The 16072-nt window shown below is 69.1% G+C and carries 16 protein-coding genes; 7 read left to right on the plus strand and 9 right to left on the minus strand.

Going from position 1 to position 16072, the window contains the following annotated elements; all coding sequences use genetic code 11:
• Both AC1D12_RS07800 and otnI read left to right on the plus strand, forming a co-directional pair.
• On the plus strand, window positions 1–207 hold a 207-nt coding region (locus AC1D12_RS07800; RefSeq protein ID WP_477839770.1), incomplete at its 5' end, for a PH domain-containing protein.
• A gap of 23 nt (window positions 208–230) precedes the next feature.
• A complete protein-coding gene (gene otnI, locus AC1D12_RS07805) occupies window positions 231–1016 on the plus strand; it encodes a 2-oxo-tetronate isomerase (RefSeq protein ID WP_477839772.1) in 786 nt (261 codons plus the stop codon).
• On the opposite strand, the gene AC1D12_RS07810 is transcribed toward otnI, so the two are convergent.
• Window positions 1001–1933: a 5'-nucleotidase gene (locus tag AC1D12_RS07810; RefSeq protein ID WP_465110931.1), complete on the minus strand. Its 933-nt coding sequence runs from the start codon at window positions 1931–1933 to the stop codon at window positions 1001–1003. The genes otnI and AC1D12_RS07810 overlap by 16 nt on opposite strands.
• A gap of 126 nt (window positions 1934–2059) precedes the next feature.
• Here AC1D12_RS07810 and AC1D12_RS07815 point away from each other — a divergent pair, with 126 nt between their 5' ends.
• From AC1D12_RS07815 to AC1D12_RS07825, 3 genes are read left to right on the plus strand one after another with little or no spacing between them, the layout of a single operon-like run.
• The gene (locus tag AC1D12_RS07815; protein WP_465110932.1) at window positions 2060–2233 is read left to right on the plus strand and encodes a hypothetical protein; all 174 of its coding nucleotides are present in this window, start codon (window positions 2060–2062) and stop codon (window positions 2231–2233) included.
• A gap of 10 nt (window positions 2234–2243) precedes the next feature.
• Window positions 2244–3140 (plus strand): response regulator, encoded by an 897-nt coding sequence (locus AC1D12_RS07820; protein WP_477839774.1) that lies wholly within the window; start codon window positions 2244–2246, stop codon window positions 3138–3140.
• A complete protein-coding gene (locus AC1D12_RS07825; protein WP_477839776.1) occupies window positions 3137–5143 on the plus strand; it encodes a hybrid sensor histidine kinase/response regulator in 2007 nt (668 codons plus the stop codon). The genes AC1D12_RS07820 and AC1D12_RS07825 overlap by 4 nt, the downstream gene beginning before the upstream one ends.
• Here AC1D12_RS07825 and AC1D12_RS07830 read toward each other — a convergent pair.
• Window positions 5140–5586: a hypothetical protein gene (locus tag AC1D12_RS07830; RefSeq protein WP_477839778.1), complete on the minus strand. Its 447-nt coding sequence runs from the start codon at window positions 5584–5586 to the stop codon at window positions 5140–5142. The two genes, AC1D12_RS07825 and AC1D12_RS07830, sit on opposite strands and share 4 nt — an antisense overlap.
• A gap of 220 nt (window positions 5587–5806) precedes the next feature.
• Between AC1D12_RS07830 and AC1D12_RS07835 the strand changes: the two genes are divergently transcribed.
• Complete coding sequence (locus AC1D12_RS07835) at window positions 5807–6418, plus strand: hypothetical protein (RefSeq protein WP_477839780.1); 612 nt, start codon at window positions 5807–5809, stop codon at window positions 6416–6418.
• Window positions 6419–6811: 393 nt separating this feature from the next.
• Here the strand turns inward: AC1D12_RS07835 and AC1D12_RS07840 are convergent, their stop codons facing one another.
• The 3 genes from AC1D12_RS07840 to AC1D12_RS07850 all read right to left on the minus strand — a co-directional run bounded on the left by AC1D12_RS07840 (window position 6812) and on the right by AC1D12_RS07850 (window position 9442).
• The gene (locus tag AC1D12_RS07840; RefSeq protein ID WP_477839782.1) at window positions 6812–7231 is read right to left on the minus strand and encodes a globin family protein; all 420 of its coding nucleotides are present in this window, start codon (window positions 7229–7231) and stop codon (window positions 6812–6814) included.
• A 112-nt stretch (window positions 7232–7343) separates the two neighbouring features.
• Window positions 7344–8771, minus strand: coding sequence for a sensor histidine kinase (locus AC1D12_RS07845; RefSeq protein ID WP_477839784.1), 1428 nt, complete (start codon window positions 8769–8771; stop codon window positions 7344–7346).
• Window positions 8771–9442, minus strand: coding sequence for a response regulator (locus AC1D12_RS07850; protein ID WP_477839786.1), 672 nt, complete (start codon window positions 9440–9442; stop codon window positions 8771–8773). The genes AC1D12_RS07845 and AC1D12_RS07850 overlap by 1 nt, the downstream gene beginning before the upstream one ends.
• Window positions 9443–9529: 87 nt before the next feature.
• Here AC1D12_RS07850 and AC1D12_RS07855 point away from each other — a divergent pair, with 87 nt between their 5' ends.
• Window positions 9530–10357, plus strand: a complete 828-nt coding sequence (locus AC1D12_RS07855; protein WP_477839788.1) for a MipA/OmpV family protein — start codon at window positions 9530–9532, stop codon at window positions 10355–10357.
• A 9-nt stretch (window positions 10358–10366) separates the two neighbouring features.
• Here the strand turns inward: AC1D12_RS07855 and AC1D12_RS07860 are convergent, their stop codons facing one another.
• From AC1D12_RS07860 to gspD, 4 genes are all read right to left on the minus strand, one after another.
• Window positions 10367–11371: an AAA family ATPase gene (locus AC1D12_RS07860; protein ID WP_477825359.1), complete on the minus strand. Its 1005-nt coding sequence runs from the start codon at window positions 11369–11371 to the stop codon at window positions 10367–10369.
• A 216-nt stretch (window positions 11372–11587) separates the two neighbouring features.
• On the minus strand, window positions 11588–12802 hold the full coding sequence (gene gspF, locus AC1D12_RS07865) for a type II secretion system inner membrane protein GspF (protein ID WP_047500221.1): 1215 nt from the start codon (window positions 12800–12802) through the stop codon (window positions 11588–11590).
• A 5-nt stretch (window positions 12803–12807) separates the two neighbouring features.
• Window positions 12808–14229 (minus strand): type II secretion system ATPase GspE, encoded by a 1422-nt coding sequence (gene gspE / locus AC1D12_RS07870; protein ID WP_047500223.1) that lies wholly within the window; start codon window positions 14227–14229, stop codon window positions 12808–12810.
• 3 nt (window positions 14230–14232) lie between these two features.
• On the minus strand, window positions 14233–16072 hold a 1840-nt coding region (gene gspD, locus AC1D12_RS07875), incomplete at its 5' end, for a type II secretion system secretin GspD (protein ID WP_477839790.1).

A 16072-nucleotide genomic window follows, 5' to 3' on the forward strand; every position in this document is an offset into this window, starting at 1 on the left:
TTCATCTCGCGGCAGACGATCGAGATCAACATCAACAAGGTGGAATCGATCCAGGTCGACCAGACGGTGATGGGGCRCATGCTCGACTACGGCTCGCTGCTGATCTCCGGAGCCGGTTCGCCGCAGGCGCCGCTGAACGGCATCTCGAAGCCGCTGGCCTTCCGGCGCGCGTTCATGGAAGCGCAGGACGGCGCCTCCCACCGCTGATGGCATCGCTGAGGAGATCCGCCATGCCGACCTTCGCCGCCAACCTGAGCCTGATGTACACCGAGCACGATTTCCTCGACCGCTTCGGCGCCGCGGCGCGCGACGGCTTCGAGGCGGTCGAGTGCCTGTTCCCGTACGACGTGCCGGCGGCCGAACTGAAGGCGCGGCTGCGCGACCATGGCCTGGCGCAGGTGTTGTTCAACGCGCCGCCTGGCGATACCGCGCAGGGCGAACGCGGCCTCGCGTGCCTGCCCGGCCGCGAGGCGGCCTTTCGCGAAGGTATCGAACAGGCCCTCGCGCTGGCCGGCGAGATCGGCTGCCCGCGGCTGCACGTGATGGCGGGCATCGCGCCGCCCGAGGTCGACCGCGCCTGGCTGCGCGAGTGCTATGTCGCCAACCTCGACTGGGCGGCCGGCCATGCGGCGCCGCTCGGCATCGAGCTGACGATCGAGCCGATCAACACGCGCGACATCCCGGGCTATTTCCTGAACCGGCAATCGGAGGCGCATGCGGTGGTCGTCGAGCTCGGGCGGCCCAACCTGAAGGTGCAGATGGATCTCTACCACTGCCAGATCGTCGAGGGCGATGTCGAGATGAAGCTGCGGCAGTACCTGCCGAGCGGCCGCGTCGGCCACCTGCAGGTGGCGGGCGTGCCGCAGCGGCACGAGCCGGATGTCGGCGAGCTGAACTGCGCCCACCTGTTCGACGTGATCGACGAGCTCGGCTGGAGCGGCCACATCGGCTGCGAGTACCGCCCGCGCGCCGGCACCTCGGCCGGGCTCGGCTGGTGGCGTCAGCGTTCGGCCTGAACGGCGGCCACCTGCGCGATCAGGTTCGACACGCCGGCCGCGACATGGCCTGAAGGCACATGGGCCGAGGCATTCTCGATGTGCCCGGTCTGGTCGTCGAAGAAGAAATCGGGCTCGAACTCGCGCAGGAACTCGCCCTTCGGCAGCCCGCCGAGGAACATCGCCTCGTCGATCTCGATGTGCCAGTCCATCAGCGTGCGGATCGCGCGCTCGTGCGCCGGGGCGCTGCGCGCGGTGACGAGCGCGGTGCGCACCCGCATCGCCGGCGAGGCTTGGCGCTGCAGCAGCTGCAGCGCTTCGAGCAGCGGCTTGAACGGCCCGGCCGGCAGCGGCTTCAGCGCCTTGTCGCGCTCATGGGCCTGGAAGGCATCGAGCCCGCCGCTCTGGAACACCTGCTCGGCCTCGTCGGAGAACAGCACCGCGTCGCCGTCGAACGCGATGCGCACCTCGTGCGGATGGGCGTCGGACGCGCGCGCCGAGTGCGGGTAGACGCGGGCGGCCGGCACGCCGGCCTCGAGGGCCGAGCGCACGTCGGCCTCGTTGGTCGACAGGAACAGGTGCGCATTCAGCGGCCGCAGGTAGCGCCACGGCGATTCGCCGCGCGTGAACACGCCGCGCTGGATCGGCAGCCCGTAGTGCTGGGCCGAGCGGAACACCCGCATGCCCGACACCGGGTCGTTGCGCGACAGGATCACCACCTCGACCGAGGCCTGCGGCGACGCCGCGTTGAACGCGAGCAGCTTGTTGACCAGCGAGAACGCGACGCCGGGCTTGGCCGGTTCGCCGACGCGCTGCAGCTGCAGCTGCATGTAGGCGCGGTCGTCCTTGGCTTCGAAAAGCTGGTTCTCTTCTTCGAAGTCGAACAGGGCGCGCGAGGAAATGGCCACGACGAGCTGGCCGGCGAGGGTGGCGGGCATCGCCGGATGATACGGGCGGGGCGCGGTGAAACAAACGAAACAAGGCCGGCCGTTRCAGAAACGGTGTTGATACCCACCGCTTCGACACTGGCGGCATCCGAACACCAACAACGCCTGGAGCCCCCCATGACCGCGACCCTCGTCACCACCACGCTGCAACGCCTGTTCTCGCGCCGCGCCGCCGCCCCGGTGCGCCGCCCGTCGCGTGTCGCGGTGCAGCGCGCCCGCTTTGCGCAGGCGCACCGGCTGGAATTCGCCGACACCCGGCCGGTGGTGTTCCGCATGCACCTGAGCCTGTGAGCGGCGCGCGATGAACACCACGCCGACCGCCACCGAATGGATCACCGCGGTGCTGAGCGGCGCGAACCGCGCCGGCATTGCGCCGCCGGACCGATATGATCCGCCGCGAACCCCCCGTGACACACCGCAACGAGGCATCTTCCCCATGGCGTCCGGCGTGCAAGCCGCCACCCCTGTCGTGCTGGTCGTCGACGACGAGCCGGAGATCCGCTCGCTGCTGAGCGAGTACTTCGGTCGCCACGGCCTCGTCGTGCGCACTGCGCGGGATGCGGCGCAGGCGCGCGAGATGCTCGCCGAATCGCTGCCCGACCTGGCCATCCTCGACGTCAACATGCCGGGCGAGAACGGCCTGTCGCTCGCGCGCTGGCTGCGCGAGCGCCACCCGCACATGGGGCTGGTGATGCTGACGACCGCCGGCGAGTCGGTCGACCGCATCGTCGGCCTGGAACTCGGTGCCGACGACTACGTGCCCAAGCCGTTCGAGATGCGCGAGCTGCTGGCGCGCATCCGCGCGGTGCTGCGCCGCGTGGCGCTCGCCACGCTGGCACCGCAGGTGGCGGCGGCCGCCTCGCAGCCGACGCCGAGCAAGCGCGTGCGCTTCGGCATCTGCGAGCTCGACCTCGACCAGCGCCGGCTGTTCGCGCTCGACGACCGCCACGAGGTCGAGATCAGCGCCGCCGAGTTCGACCTGCTGGCGCTGTTCGCGCGCCACCCGAACCGGCCCTTGAGCCGCGACCAGATCATGGAGCAGGCGCACAACCGCGGCTGGGACGTGTTCGACCGCTCGATCGACCTGCGCGTGATGCGGCTGCGCCGCAAGATCGAATCCAACCCCGACAAGCCGGAAGTGCTGAAGACCGTTCGCAACGTGGGCTACGTCTTCGTGCCCCACGTCGCGGACGCATGACCGGACTCCAGCGCGAGTTCAGCTGGACCGGCCGCCTGCGATGGGGCGAGCGCCCCGAAGCAGCGGACGGTGCGGCGCTGGACCCGGCGCTGATGAGCTCGCTGCTCGACCACATCACTGCGCGCGTCGCGGTGATCGACCGCGGGCACTGCTACCGCTACGCGAACGGCGAGGCGGCCGGCTTCTTCGGGCTGACGCCGAAGCAGATCACCGGCCGGCACCTGGCCGACGTGATCGGCCGCGCGTCGTACGAGGGCTACCTGCCGTGGGCCGAGCGCCTGTTCGGCGGCGAATCGCTGCGCTGGCAGGGCTGGGTCGAGTACCCGGTGCGCGGCCGGCGTTTCATCCAGGAGACGATGGTGCCGTACGGGCCGCCCGGCGAGCCGGTGCAGGCGATCGTGGTGTTCGGGCGCGACCACACCGAACTGAAGCTGCACGAGGAGGCGCTGGCGCTGCAGGTCGAGCAGCTGCGCGCCAGCGAGGCGTTGAAGTCGGCGATCGTCGACCATGCGCTGGCGGCGCTGATCTCCACCGACGGGCAGGGCTGCATCGTCGAGTTCAACCCGTCGGCCGAGGCGATGTTTGGCCGCACGCGCGCCGAGGTGCTGGGCCGGCGCGTCAGCGAGGTCGCGATGCCCGAGCGCTACCGCGCCGCGCACGATGCCGGCATGGCGCGGCTGGCCGGCGGCGGCGCGCCGCGTGTGCTGGGCCGGCGCATGGAGCTGTTCGGGCTGCGCGCCGACGGCCGCGAGTTTCCGATCGAGATGGTGCTGTGGCGCAGCGACGTCGGCGGCACGGTGTTCTATACCGCATCGATGGTCGACGTGACCGAGCGGCATGGGGCGGCGCAGCAGATCGAGCGCCAGCGCGAGGCCTTGCGCCAGAGCGAGAAGCTGACCGCGATGGGCAGCCTGCTGGCCGGCGTCGCGCACGAGCTGAACAACCCGCTCGCGATCGTGATGGGGCGGGCCAGCCTGCTGGAGGAGAAATGCGAGGACGCCGCGCTGAAGGCCGACGTGCAGCGCATCCGCGAGGCGGCCGAGCGCTGCGGGCGCATCGTGCGCACCTTCCTCGACATGGCGCGCAGCAAGCCGCCGCAGCGCGGCACGGTCGACATCAACGACCTGGTGCGCGCCGCGGTGGAGATGCTGCACTACGGCTACCGCTCGCACGGCATCGAGCTGGAGACCGAGCTCGAGGCGACGCTGCCGTCGATCCACGCCGACGGCGACCAGGTCGGCCAGGTGGTGCTGAACCTGCTGATCAATGCGCAGCAAGCGCTGGCCGGGCAGGCGGCGCGGCGCTGCGTGCGGGTGCAGACGGGCGTCGAGGCGCGGCGCGACAACCGGGCGCAGCGGGTGTGGCTGCGCGTCGCCGACAGCGGGCCGGGCGTGCCGCCCGACCATGCGGCGCGCGTCTTCGAGCCGTTCTTCACGACCAAGGCCGAGGGCATGGGCACCGGGCTGGGCCTCGCGGTGTCGCGCTCGCTGGCGCGCGAGCACGGCGGCGACCTGATCCTCGAGGCGGCCGGCCCGGACGGCGGCGCGAGCTTCCGGCTCAGCGTGCCGGTCAGCGGCGTGGCCGACGAGGCGGCGGCGGTGCCGCGCGCCGAACCGGCCGAGGCGCCGGCACGTGCGCGGCTGCTGGTGGTCGACGACGAGGCCGAGCTGCTGGGCCTGATGCGCGAGATGCTGGAAGGCGCGGGCTACGACGTGGCGACTGCCGAATCGGGGGCGGTCGCGCTGGCGATGCTGGAGACTGCGCGCTTCGATGCGATCGTCTCCGACCTGCGCATGCCCGACATCGATGGTGCGTCGCTGTGGCGCGAGGTGAGCCGGCGCCGGCCGCGGCTCGCGCGGCACATGCTGTTCGTGACCGGCGACACCTTGTCGCCCGATGCACGCGAGTTCCTGAAGGAGGCGCGCTGCACCGGACTGGACAAGCCGTTCTCGAAGGCGGACCTGCTGGCGCGGGTCGCGGCGGTGGTGGCCAGTTCAGCCTAGCCATTTCTGATGACCTGGGTCAGCTGATCGAAGATCGCATTCTCTAGTGACCGAAGCTCAGCGAGGAGTAGACCTTGAGGAGGATAAGTACTGGCCTTGTGTTGTCGATATTCGGTGGTCTTCGGGGTGTAGCTCTTGGAGAGGTCTCGCAAATGCTGAAGTGACACTGATGCGGGAAGCCCAAGCTCCGTTGCGCGATGACTCAGCTTGTCGAGGTTGTGACCAAGTTTGAGCTTGAGTTCATCCAGTGACACGCCGCGTTTGACGAGAAAGCTCTTCAGGAGCAGTTCACCGGCATGGCCGAGAAGGTAGTAGGTGACCAGTGACACGTTGATCCTTGAGGGAGGCGTCGCCTCAAGGATTGAAGCTGCTTCGAGATATTCCGTGGCGAGCGAGAAAAGACTCGCTTCGTCTTCGTTGGGCGGAGGCGTTACGGAACTCATCGCGGGATGCTAATCTTTTGCGTTTGAGGCGTTCCTATTCGGGCACGCAAAGGAGGAATCAATGAGCAATAGATCTCCGGCTCCACCCGCTCCTCAACGAGTACGTGTGAATGGCGGTATTTCAGTTCCAACGATGACCAAAGCGCCGCCCCCGCCGGCACCCCCACCTCCGCCCCCGAGCTCTAGTGGTACCTCCGGCAGCAAGTGAGGCATTTGAGCAGTGACGACACCAACCGATGAGGTAAAGAAGCTTCATACAGATTTCGTCGCGGAGATCCACAAGCGCGAGATTTCCAGTTCGGAGAACTTCGACAAATCCGTGCTCACGTTTTCGAGTGCGGGCTTGGCGCTTTCGGTCGGTTTTTTGAAGGACTTCATCCCGATTGGCTTGGCGGAGAAGGTCTGGTCCCTCTACGCCTCTTGGTGGCTCTTCACGGGTGCGACCTGTGCGACTATGGCGTCGTTTCTTGTGAGTAGCTATGCGCTGGCGCATCAGAAGAAGCTGGCCTATCGGTACTACATCGAGGGCGTTCAATCGGCGTTTGAAGGAACCAATCTTTGGGATTTGTGGACCAAGCGCCTCAATCTCTTCTCCGGAGGGGCTTTTCTTCTGGCTCTGATTCTGACGGTCGTTTTTATTTCCACCAACCTTGAAAGGGCAGGCGACATGAAGAACCAAAACACCGCAAACAAAGCATCCTCTCCGGATCAGCGTAGAGGCCTGACTGTGCCTACGATGCAGCCGGTTCCGCTCGCTCCTGCGACTGCACCTAGCCAGCCTGCTCCCAGGTCCTCGCAGCCAGCGACTTCTACGCCTGCACGCAAATCGTGACGAGTAGGACGGTCGTGGCGATCTAGGCGGTCGTCATTGGCGTCAACAAGCACGTCGATTGACCATTCTGGAGTTGAAGGGATCGCCGATCTTTCCATTGAGCGCRTATCCACAACCAACGCGCCTTCGCTAGGCACACTTTCTTTCGGCGCTCTGGTCGGACCAACCACCGCTTCTTGTTTGCCTAGACAAAGTTCTGCGGCAGATCGAGTTCGGACTGCCTACAGAGGTGTTGCCTATGCTTCGCTTGCCGGCGCCTCTCACGTCAGGTCAATACTTGGCTTTGCATCGGGCGAGCGTGACAAGCATTGAAGCGGTAAACGCTACGGAGGATGCACGCCTGCTCGCCGTCCTCGGTCCGACAGATCTTGCAGCGCTTCTACCTATGGTGGTCTAGGCCATCGCGCCTTCGCGCGCGGCCTCGATCATCGTGCGCGACACTACGCCATACATCGCTGCCCACGCGTCGTGCACCGAAGGCGTGAACGCATCGCCGAGCCCGTCGCGCAGTGTCTTGATCAGCGCGGCGCCGACGGTCGCGTAGTGCTCGGCGTGCACGCCGTAGCCGGCATGGCGGCGGCCGAGCAGGCGCAGCGCCGCATGCAGCGTGTACGGATCGTCGAGCACGCGGATCGCCGCGGCCAGCATCGTCATCAGGCGCTCGCCCTGGTGGCGGATGTCGGTGCGGAACAGTGCGCRCAAGCCGGGGTCGGCGGCGAACAGGTTGTCGTAGAACTGCTGCGCGGTGTCGGCCGCGTGCGGCTGCACCAGGTTGAAGCTGTGGCGGATCAGGTGAATCTCATGCGGGGTCATGCGGTGGTGTCCTTGCGGTGTCTGTCGACTGAGCCGCAAGGATGCCGACCGATTGATTCGCCGCCGTTTCGACGCCGGCCCGGGCGTGTTTCGTTGGTTGCCGCGTGCGGTGTCAGGCGCCAGCGGTGCGCCAGCGCAGCGTCACCGAGAGGCCGTGCCGCGCCGGTCCGGCCTGCGTGTCGTCGTGCAGGCCATCGCCCAGCTCGATGCGCGCGCCGAGCTGCCGCGCCGCCGCCTGCACGATCGCGAGGCCCAGGCCCGAGCCCGAGCCGTTCGATGCCGAGGTGGCGGCTGCACCGCGCCGGAAGCGCTCGAACACATGGGCCCGCTCGGCCGGCGCGATGCCGGGGCCGTCGTCGCTGACGTCGAGCACGCACTCGCCGCTGCCGTCGGCAGGCATGGCCAGGCTCACCTCGACGCRCCCGGCCGGCCGGCCGTAGCGGATCGCGTTGCCGACCAGGTTGTGCAGCACCGTCTCGACTGCGTGGCCGGGGCTGTGCACCGGCAGGCTGTCGGGCCCGGCATAGCCCAGCTCGATGCCGCGCGCCTGCGCCTCGTCGGCATGCAGCGCCAGGCAATCGCGTGCCACGTCGGCCAGGTCGATGTGCTCCAGCCGCTGCTCGACGCCGGCCTCCAGCCGTGCCAGCGCCAGCAGCTGGTTCACCAGGCGCATCGAGCGTGCCACGCCGCGCTCCAGGCGCTGCGTCGCGGCGTCGCGCTCGGCGGCGTCGCGGCTGCGCTTCAGCGTGTCGCATTGCGCGGCGATCACCGCCAGCGGCGTGCGCAGTTCGTGCGCCGCGTCGGCCAGGAAGGCACGCTCGCGCTGCAGCAGCGCCTGCAGCCGCGCCAGCGTGCCGTTCAGCTCGTCGACCACCGGCCTCAGTTCGCGGTAGGGCTGTGCGACCCGCACTGGCTGCAGGTCGGCCGGCGAGCGTGCGGCCAGGTCCTGCGACAGGCCCAGCAGCGGGCGCAGGCCGGTGCGCACTGCGAACCACACCGGCAGCAGCAGCACCGGAAAGCCGATCAGCAGCTGTGCCACCGTCACCGCGCTCGACAGGCCGGCGCCCAGCACCTGGTCGCGCGCCGCGACCGACTGCTGCACGTCGATGCGGCGGGCATGGTCGGCTGTCCAGCGCCGGTACACATGCTGCGCGTCCGGTCCCTCGCCCACCACGAAGAAGCCCAGCCGGCCATCGTCGGCCAGCGGCGCGGCCTCGCTGCCGCCGCGCGCGACCAGCCGGCCGGCGGCGTCATGCACCTGGAACCCGAGGTAGCCGCCCTCGGCACCGACGCGCTGCCCGTCGGCGGCGATCTTCAGCGCCGCACCGTGCAGCGCCGCGTCGGTCGGCAGCGTTGCGTCGGCCAGCACCTGCTCGACCACCTCGCCGACGCTGCGCATCTCCTTGTCGAACTCGCCGGAGCCGGTGGCCACCATGCTGATGTGCGCCAGCACCAGCATCGTGCCCCAGGCCAGCACGTAGGCCACCAGCAGCGCCAGCAACAGCCGCCGCGTGATCGACGGCGTGGTCAGGCGGCCCATCATTCGACGACGCTGTAGCCGACGCCGCGCACGGTGCGGATGCAGCCCTCGCCGAGCTTGCGGCGCAGGTTGTGGATGTGCCATTCGAGCGCGCCGAACTCCATCGGCTCGTTCAGCGGCATCACCGCGCGGGCGAGGCGGTGCTTGGACACCACCTCGCCGGCATGCCGGGCCAGCTCRGCGACGATCTGGAATTCCTTCGGCRACAGCGCGGTCAGCGCGCCGTCCACCCGCACCTCGCGGCGCAGGCTGTCGATCTGCAGCGCGCCCACCGTCCACACCGCCGAGGCATGCCCGCCGCTGCGCCGCGTGACGGCGCGGATGCGCGAGGCCAGCTCCTGCGGGGCGGCCGGCTTGATCACGTAGTCGTCGGCCCCCGCGTCGAGGCTGGACACGCGGGCGTCGAGCGCGTCGCGGGCTGTCAGCACGATGACCGGCAGCTTCAGCCCGGCCCGGCGCCAGCGCTGCAGCAGGTGCAGGCCTTCGCCGTCGGGCAGGCCCAGGTCGAGCAGCACGCAGGCGAAAGGCAGTGCGTCGTCGGCCGCAGCGGCCGTCAGGGCTTGCGCATGGGTGACGCTGCGCACCCACTCGCTGGTCAGCCCGTGGCCGGCCAGCGCGCGCTGCAGTTCGGCGCCCAGTTCGAGGTCGTCTTCGACGAGGAGGAGGTGCATGGCAGCGCAGTCTAGTGGGACGACCCTGGGCATTCCCTAAGGTGGCGGCGGGCACAGTGCCGCCATTCCATGCCACCCCTGTCATCCATGCCGAATTCCCTGATCGCCCGCACCCTATACCAACCGTCGCTGCTGGCCGCCGCCCTCGTCGCGACGACATTGCCTTCGTGCGCCCAGTCGCAGACGCCGCCGGCCCCTCCACTCGGCCTGAGCGGCAGCGTGAGCCTGGGGGTGGCGACGATGCCCCGCTACGAGGGCAGCCCGAACCGCCGCACGATCGCCGCGCCCGACCTGTCGCTCAGCTACCGCACGGCGGACTGGGGCCACGTCGACCTCGACCACGCCGGCCTCGGCTGGACCTTCTTCGAGCAGGACGCACTGCGCGCCGGCCTGCTGCTGACCGCCGACCCCGGCCGCAAGGACAGGAACGTGTCGGGCCTCGGTCCGGCCGCCGGTGACGACCGCCTGCGCGGCATGGGCGACGTGCGCGCCAGTGCGGAAGCCGGCGTGACGGCGGGCTACGGGCCGCTCGGGCTGACGTACCGCAAGTCGCTCGGGCAGCGCGGCCACCAGGGCGCCCAGGTCGATCTCGGCGTGTCGTGGCCGGTGCCGCTGAGCGATGCGCTCGCGCTGAGCCTGAACGCCGGCGCCAGCTGGGCCGACCAGCGCTACCTGCAGGCCTACTTCGGCGTGACGCCCGAGCAGTCGGCCGCCAGCGGCTACGCCGTCTACACGCCGAAGGCCGGCCTGCACAAGGTCGACCTGGGCATCGGGGCGGAGTACCAGCTGCAACCCGACCTGAAGCTGAAGGCCTTGGCTGGCGTGTCGGCGCTCGGCGGCGACGCGAAGAACAGCCCGATCGTCAGCAAGAAGACCGGTGCCACCGGCTACGTGGGGCTGGCCTGGCTGTTCTGAACGCTGGCGCTACTGCATGAAGCCGATCGTCGATTTCTTCGTGCCGGATTCGGGCAGGTCGTCGCAGAGCACGTGATCGCGGCGCGCGAGCTTCGCGTTGCCGAAGGCCGTCATCCAGGCGCGGCGCATCTCGCGCGGCGCCATCTCGCCCATGCGGTCGAGCACCTCGTTGCGCGGCTCCGCCTCAAAGCGCTCGCCCCAGGCGTGGTCGCGGCGGATGCCGTCGTACAGCCGGGCGGCGATGCGGCGGGCCGCGTCGCGGTCGGGCGCCTGCACCTCGTAGACGTTCATGCGGTTCAGGATCGGGTCGGGGATCGCGCGGCCGTCGTTCGCGGTGGCGACCCAGATCACCTGGCTGGCGTCGATCGGCACCTCGGCGAACTCGTCGACGAAGCTGCCGGCGGTGTCGTGCTCGAGCAGGCTGTACAGCGCGCCGAGCGGGTCGTAGGCGTGTTCGCCGCCGGCCTTGTCGATCTCGTCGACCACCATCACCGGGTTCGCGTACTGGCCGTCGACCAGCGTCTCGAACACCTTGCCGGGGCGTGCGCCCTTCCACTGGCTGGAGGCGCCGCTCAGCACCCAGCCGGCGGTCATCGAACTCATCGACATGAAGCCCATGCCGGTGCCGAGCAGCTGCGAGAGTTCGCGCGCGAAGTGGGTCTTGCCGACGCCGGGCGGGCCGAGCAGCAGCAGCGGGGTGATCTCGAGCGCGTCGCGGCTGTCCTCGCACAGCGCGAGCTGGCGTTTCACGTCGTCGAGCACCTCGCTGAAGTTGGGCAGCTCGTCGTAGAGGTGGTCCATCGCCGGCAGGCCGGACGGTTTCACCTGGAAGCGCTCCGGGCCCTTCTCGAGCATGCGCTCGTAGGTGGAGCGCAGGCTCTCGTGCTCCTTGTGCGGCAGCTTGTCGAGCTTGCGGCCGACCTCGTCGACCCGGTAGAGGCTGCGCATGCGGGCAATCGGGATGCCGCCTCGCGAGGATGACGACACCGGGACCAACTGCTTGGATGCGCTCATCGAAGACCTCCAGAAGACGCAGACCTTGGTGCTCATTGAAGCAAAGGTGTCCGGAAGACAGCACTTGATGAATACCCGGAACACCGCCCAGTTCTGGTGGTGCGGGCATGCATGACCCATGCCAGCGAGCGATCAAGCAACACCCGGGGAACCGGCTTTGCCGGGCCCCTTGGGTGGCGCCCCCTCGGGGGGCAGGAGCGCAGCGACGTGGGGGCTCTATTTCACCCAGGTGTTCAATTGGATGATCGGCAGCAGCACGGCGAGCACGATCAGCATCACCGCCCCGCCCATCGCGACGATCAGCAGCGGCTCCAGGATGGTCGCCATCGCCATCGCGCGGCGCTGCACTTCCTGGCCGAGCTGCTTGGCGGCCCGGTCCAGCATCTGCGGCAGTTGCCCGGTCTGCTCGCCCAGCCGCGCGAACATCGACAAGAGCCCCGGGAAGCGCTTCTTCGCGGCCATCGCCGACGCGAACGGCGCGCCTTCGCGCACCTGCACCAGCGCATCCAGCGCATCGGCGCGCATCGCGTGGTTCGACAGCGTCTCCGCCGCCGCCTGCAGCGCCTTCAGGATCGGCACGCCGGCGTTCGCCAGCATCGCGAGCGTTCCGGCGAAGCGCGCCGCGTTGTAGCCGCGYGAGAGCTTGCCCACCAGCGGCAGCGTCAGCCAGCTCGCATCGAACTGCTCGCGGAACAGCGCGTTGCGCAGCATCAGCCGCAAGGTCACCACGCCGCCGATGATCGCCAGCAGCAGCAGCCAGCCGTAGCTGCGCAGGAAGGCACTGATGTTCAGCATCATCGTGGTGATCAGCGGCAGCGCCCGCTTCGAGCTGGTGAACACCGAGGCCACCTGCGGCACCACGTAGGTCACCAGGAAGATCACGATCACCACCGCGATCAGCGAGACGATCGCCGGGTACAGCGTCGCGCCGATGATCTTCGACTTCAGCTGCTGCCGCTCCTCCAGGTCGTCGGCCAGCCGCTCCAGCACGCGGCCGAGCGCACCGCTCTGCTCGCCCGCACCGACCACCGCGCGGTACACGTCGTCGAACTCGCGCGGCGCGCCGGCCAGCGCACGCGCGAACGGCGAGCCGCCGTTGACCTCGCTGCGCAGGTGGGCGATCAGCTCGCGCTGCTTCGGGTCTTCGGCCTCGTCGCTGAGCGCCGTCAGCGCCCGCTCCAGCGGCAGCCCGGAGCCGACCAGCCCGGCCAACTGGCGCGTCCACACCGCCAGCCCGGTCGAGCTGAACACGCGGCGCACCATCTTCAGCCCGGTCGGCTGCGTGCCGGCCGACGCGACCTGCGTCACCTCCAGCGGCACCAGCGCCTGCGCGCGCAGCTGCGCGCGCGCGGCCTTCGCGTTGTCGGCTTCCAGCAGGCCGCTGTTGGTCTTGCCGGCGGCGTCGATCGCCTCGAACTTGTAGGCGGGCATGGTTGCTAGTCTTTCGTGACGCGCATGACCTCTTCGAGCGAGGTCACGCCTTCACGCACCAGGCGTTCGCCGTCCTCGCGCATCGAGCGCATGCCGCCGGCCTCGGCGGCGACGAACAGCTGCGATTCGGCCGCCCTGCTGTGGATCAGCGCGCTCACCTTGTCGTCGGCCACCATCAGCTCGTAGACGCCGGTGCGGCCCTTGTAGCCCGAGTTGCCGCATTCGCTGCAGCCCACCGGATGCCAGCGGCCCTTGGCGTCCTGCTTCTTGCAGTGCGGGCACAGCTTGCGCACCAGGCGCTGCGCGAGCACGCCCAGCAGGCTGGAGCTCAGCAGGAAGGGTTCGATGCCCATGTCGGTGAGCCGGGTCACTGCGCTCGGCGCGTCGTTGGTGTGCAGCGTGGCGAGCACCAGGTGACCCGTCAGCGAGGCCTGCACCGCGATCTGCGCGGTCTCGAAGTCGCGGATCTCGCCGATCATGATGACGTCCGGATCCTGCCGCAGGATCGCGCGCAGCGCCTTCGCGAAGGTCAGGTCGATCTTCGCGTTGACCTGCGTCTGGCCGATGCCGCCGAGGTCGTACTCGATCGGGTCTTCCACCGTCAGCACGTTGGTGGTCGCGGTGTCGACGCGGCCGAGCGACGCATACAGCGTCGTCGTCTTGCCCGAGCCGGTCGGGCCGGTCACCAGCACGATGCCGTGCGGCTGCTGCACCAGCGCATTGAAGCGCTGCAGCGTGTCGCCGCCCATGCCCAGGCCTTCGAGCGTGAACTTCGATTCACCCTTGTCGAGCAGCCGCAGCACCGCGCGTTCGCCGTGCGCCGACGGCAGCGTCGACACCCGCACGTCGACCGCGCGGCCGCCGATGCGCAGCGAGATGCGGCCGTCCTGCGGCAGCCGCTTCTCGGCGATGTCGAGCTCGGCCATGATCTTCAGCCGCGAGATCAGCGCCGCGTGCAGCGCCTTGTTCGGCTGCACCACCTCGCGCAGCGTGCCGTCCACGCGGAAGCGCACCGAGCTCGAGCGCTCGTAGGGCTCGATGTGGATGTCGCTCGCGCCGTCCTTCGCGGCCTGCGTCAGCAGCGCGTTCAGCATGCGGATGATCGGCGCGTCGTTCGAGGTTTCCAGCAGGTCCTCGATGGCCGGCAGGTCCTGCATCATGCGGCTCAGGTCGACCTTGCTCTCGACCTCGCCGATCACGACGGCCGCGCTCGATTCGGCACCGGCATAGGCGGCGGCGATGCGGTTGACCAGCGTCGAGGCCGGCTCGCGCTCCAGCGCGTCGATCGAGTACAGGCGCAGCACCTCGCTCAGCGCCGGCATCGACACGGTCTCGGGCGCCCACAGCACCAGGCGCTCGCCGTCGTCTTCCAGCAGCAGCGTGTGCGCCTTCGCGTAGGTGTAGGGCAGGGGGTGACGTGAGCCCATGGCTTATTGCCCCGGCTGGCTGGCGGCGGGATCGGGGGCCGAGGCACCCGACGCCGGTGCCGCCGCTGATGTCGGGAGAGCCGGGTTGCGGATCGGCTTCGGCGGCGGCGCGCTCAGCGCCTTCGACGAATCCTGCAGCGTGTTCAGCGGCGGCAGCACCGGCGATTCATTGATCGGCGTGATCCAGCTGTTGCGCGGCTGCTCGGCCTTCTGCTGCGCGCGGATGGTCTCGTAGCGGTCCAGCGAGACCGCGTTCGAGGTGGCCGCGTCGCGCATCACGATCGGGCGCAGGAACACCATCAGGTTGGTGCGCGTCTTCTGCCGGCTGGTGCTGCGGAACAGCGCGCCCAGCACCGGGATATCGCCGAGCAGCGGCACCTTGTTGTTGGTCTCGGTGAACCTGTCCTCGATCAGGCCGCCGAGCACGATGATCTCGCCGTCGTCGACGACCACCGTCGATTCGATCGAGCGCTTGTTCGTGGACGGGCCGGCGCTGGTGGTGCCGGGCGCGACCTTGTCGGACAGGCTCGACGATTCCTGGAAGATCGTCATGCGCACCGCGCCGTTCTCGCCGATCTGCGGCTTGATCTTCAGCGTGATGCCGACGTCCTTGCGCTCCACCGTCTGGAACGGGCTGGTGGTGGCGGTGCCGGTGTTGGTGAACTGGCCGGTGATGAACGGCACGTTGCTGCCGACGATGATCTTCGCTTCCTCGTTGTCGAGCGTGATCAGGTTCGGGGTCGAGATGATGTTGCTGTTGGTCTGGCTCTGCAGCAGGTTGGCGATGGCGGCCAGCCCGTACTGCCCGGCGAACTTGCGGATCACGCCGATGTTGAAGCCCTCGCCGAGGCCGGCGGCCACGCCGGTCGCATCGATCTGCACCAGGTTGCCCTTGCCGCTCTTCGGCGTGAAGTTGGTGCCGCCGACGATGCCGGTGGAGTCGCCGCTCTTGCCGATCAGGCCCTGCCACTGGAAGCCGGCCTCGGCGGCGTTGTCGCCGGTCACCTCGACGATCATGCTTTCGATGTAGACCTGCGCGCGGCGCGAGTCGAGCTGGTCGATCACCGCGCGCAGCTGCTTGTAGACCGGCTCGGGTGCCGTGATGATCAGCGAGTTGCTGGCCGGGTCGGCCTGGATCATGCCGCCGGTGGAGGGCGCTGCCGACGGGGTGAGCGGTGCCACCGCCTGCCCGCCGCCCTGCGGGTTGTTCGGGTTGGCCGCCTGCGACAGCGCGGCCGTCGGCGAGCTGCCGCCACCGCCACCACCGCCGCCGCCGGTCGAGCTGAATGCGGCGCGCAGCACGGTGGCCAGCTTCACCGCATCGCCGTTCTTCAGGTAGACGACGTAGATGTTGCCCATCGGGTTGTCGCCCACCATCGGCTTGTCGAGCTTCTCGATCACCGCCTTGATGTTGGCCATGCGCGCCGGCGTCGAGGCGCGCACGATCAGCGCGTTGCTGCGCGCATCGACCAGGATCGACGAGGTGGCGCCGCCGCCGGGCACGCCGCCCGRCACGCCGGTGCCGCCGTCGCTCAGGCGCTGCACGACGGTCGCGAGGTCGGTGGCGACCGCGTACTTCAGCGGGATGATCTCGACGTCGCCGGAGCTCGGCGTGTCCATCGCGGCGATGATCTTCGCGATGCGCGTCAGGTTGTCCGCGTAGTCGGTGATCACCAGCGTGTTGTTGCCGGGGTTCGCGTTGATGGTGTTGTTCGGGCTGATCAGCGGGCGCAGCACCGGCACCAGGTTGTTCGCGTTCTCGTGGCTGAGCTTGAAGATCTGCGTCAGCACCTGGTCGCCCTGGCGCGACACCGAGCCGACCGAGACGGTGCCCGACTGCAGC

The sequence above is a fragment of the Rhizobacter sp. P1_G5 genome, assembly GCF_056405435.1.

Coding starts and splice junctions, on each gene's coding strand:
- otnI (WP_477839772.1), top strand. CDS start 231: ATGCCGACCTTCGCCGCCAACCTGAGCCTGATGTACACCGAGCACGAT.
- AC1D12_RS07810 (WP_465110931.1), bottom strand. CDS start 1,933: ATGCCCGCCACCCTCGCCGGCCAGCTCGTCGTGGCCATTTCCTCGCGC.
- AC1D12_RS07815 (WP_465110932.1), top strand. CDS start 2,060: ATGACCGCGACCCTCGTCACCACCACGCTGCAACGCCTGTTCTCGCGC.
- AC1D12_RS07820 (WP_477839774.1), top strand. CDS start 2,244: ATGAACACCACGCCGACCGCCACCGAATGGATCACCGCGGTGCTGAGC.
- AC1D12_RS07825 (WP_477839776.1), top strand. CDS start 3,137: ATGACCGGACTCCAGCGCGAGTTCAGCTGGACCGGCCGCCTGCGATGG.
- AC1D12_RS07830 (WP_477839778.1), bottom strand. CDS start 5,586: ATGAGTTCCGTAACGCCTCCGCCCAACGAAGACGAAGCGAGTCTTTTC.
- AC1D12_RS07855 (WP_477839788.1), top strand. CDS start 9,530: ATGCCGAATTCCCTGATCGCCCGCACCCTATACCAACCGTCGCTGCTG.
- AC1D12_RS07860 (WP_477825359.1), bottom strand. CDS start 11,371: ATGAGCGCATCCAAGCAGTTGGTCCCGGTGTCGTCATCCTCGCGAGGC.
- gspE (WP_047500223.1), bottom strand. CDS start 14,229: ATGGGCTCACGTCACCCCCTGCCCTACACCTACGCGAAGGCGCACACG.